1 protein-coding gene is annotated in these 1990 nt (G+C 48.8%); it reads right to left on the reverse strand.

The genetic code is table 11. The annotated features are described in order from the left end of the window. Positions 1-144: 144 nt before the first annotated feature. A complete protein-coding gene (gene groL / locus PY364_RS19620) occupies positions 145-1833 on the reverse strand; it encodes a chaperonin GroEL (protein ID WP_275525028.1) in 1689 nt (562 codons plus the stop codon). Positions 1834-1990: the final 157 nt, after the last annotated feature.

Consider the following 1990-nt stretch of genomic DNA (forward strand, 5'->3'; position numbering starts at 1 on the left):
GGCGGTAATTGACCGCCCAGAGGGCGGCGTTACGAAATTAGTTAGATTTAGCTAGTTTGTCAGATGGTATTTTATCGTGAAATACCGCCCAGAGGGCGGCGTTACGAAATTAGTCAAGAGTTACCTTGGCGATCGCGCACAGAACTACATCATACCCATGCCGCCCATGCCGCCCATGCCGCCCATGCCGCCCATGCCACCCATGCCGCCCATGCCGCCCATGTCGCCCATGTCGCCGCCACCGCCAGCTTTCTTAGGTTCAGGCTTTTCGACAACTAGGGCCTCTGTGGTTAAAACCATCCCAGCAATGGAACCAGCGTTTTGCAAAGCCGATCGCACTACTTTGGCAGGGTCAATAATACCAGCGGCGATCATGTCTACATATTCGTTTGTGAGCGCATTGTAGCCGAAGTTAAAGTCGAGATCCCGGACGTGCTCGACGACGACAGTGCCTTCAACGCCTGCATTGTCAGCTATTTGGCGCAAAGGTGCTTCTAAGGCTCTTGCTAGGATATCTGCACCGATTTTTTCTTCATCATAGAGGCTATCTCTGATGTCTTTGATTTTGGTCGCTAAGTGAATTAAGGTTGTACCGCCGCCAGGGACGATGCCTTCTTCTACAGCGGCTTTGGTAGCATTTAGAGCATCTTCAATGCGTAGAGTACGATCTTTAAGTTCGGTTTCGGTGGCTGCGCCGACTTTAATTACGGCGACTCCGCCAGCTAGTTTGGCAATTCTTTCTTGGAGTTTTTCTTTGTCGTATTCTCCATCGGTATCTGCAAGTTGCTTGCGAAGTTGAACGATGCGTTTTTCGACATCTCCTTTGCTGGTTTCGCCGGCAACAATGGTGGTGCTTTCTTTATCGATGGTGATTTTACGGGCGGTGCCCAGCATTTCGAGGGAGACTGCATCTAGGCTGAGTCCGACTTCTTCGGAGATCAGTTGGCCGCCTGTGAGGACGGCGATATCTTGAAGCATAGCTTTGCGGCGATCGCCAAATCCAGGTGCTTTAATAGCAGCTACGTTGAGTACGCCTCGCGCTTTATTAACTACGAGAGTTGCTAAGGCTTCGCCTTCAATATCTTCGGCGATAATTAGTAAGGGTTGACCTGTACGGGCAATTTTTTCGAGGACTGGTATTAATTCCTGAATGACGTTAATTTTTTTGTCCGTAATCAGGATGCGGACGTTTTCATATTCAACTTCCATGCGATCGCCATTGGTGACGAAGTAGGGGGAAAGATAACCCCGATCTAACTGCATCCCTTCGACTACTTCTAGTTCTGTAGAGAGAGATTTAGATTCTTCTACAGTGATTACGCCGTCTTTGGTAACGCGATCCATTGCTTCGGAAATCATCGCGCCGACTTCTTCATCATTACCAGCGGAGATGGTAGCGACTTGGGCGATCGCAGCGCCTTCTACTGGCTTGGCGATTTTCTCAATTTCTGCTACCAAATGAGCGATACTTTTGTCAATACCGCGACGTAAAGCTACTGGATTCGCGCCTGCGGCTACGTTTTTCAAGCCTTCGCGAATTAGTGCTTGGGCGAGGACTGTGGCTGTGGTAGTGCCGTCGCCTGCGATATCTTTAGTTTTTGAGGCTACTTCCTGAATCAGGCGAGCTCCCGTATTTTCTAAGGGATCTTCGAGTTCGATTTCTCTAGCAACGGTGATACCATCGTTAACAATGTGTGGTGCGCCGTACTTCTTTTCGAGTAAGACATTGCGACCTTTGGGCCCTAGGGTGATGCGGACGGCATCAGCGAGGGCGTTAACGCCACGCTCTAGTGCCCGTCTGGATTGATCGCTAAATGCTATTATTTTGACCATTTTAAGTGTCCTATTGCTTCCATTAGCAAATTTAGCACTCTGTGGCGCTGAGTGCTAAAAAGTGGAAGGGCGGTTATCCGTCCCTGTTAAGAATTAAAAATTAAAAATTAAAAATTAAAAATTTACGTAACGCCGCCCTCTGGGCGGTAAAGATACC

Source organism: Kamptonema sp. UHCC 0994 (assembly GCF_029167235.1).
Lineage (GTDB): Bacteria > Cyanobacteriota > Cyanobacteriia > Cyanobacteriales > Microcoleaceae > Kamptonema.

Excerpts from the sequence above, each read along its gene's own strand:
- groL (WP_275525028.1), bottom strand. The coding sequence starts at position 1,833 with ATGGTCAAAATAATAGCATTTAGCGATCAATCCAGACGGGCACTAGAG.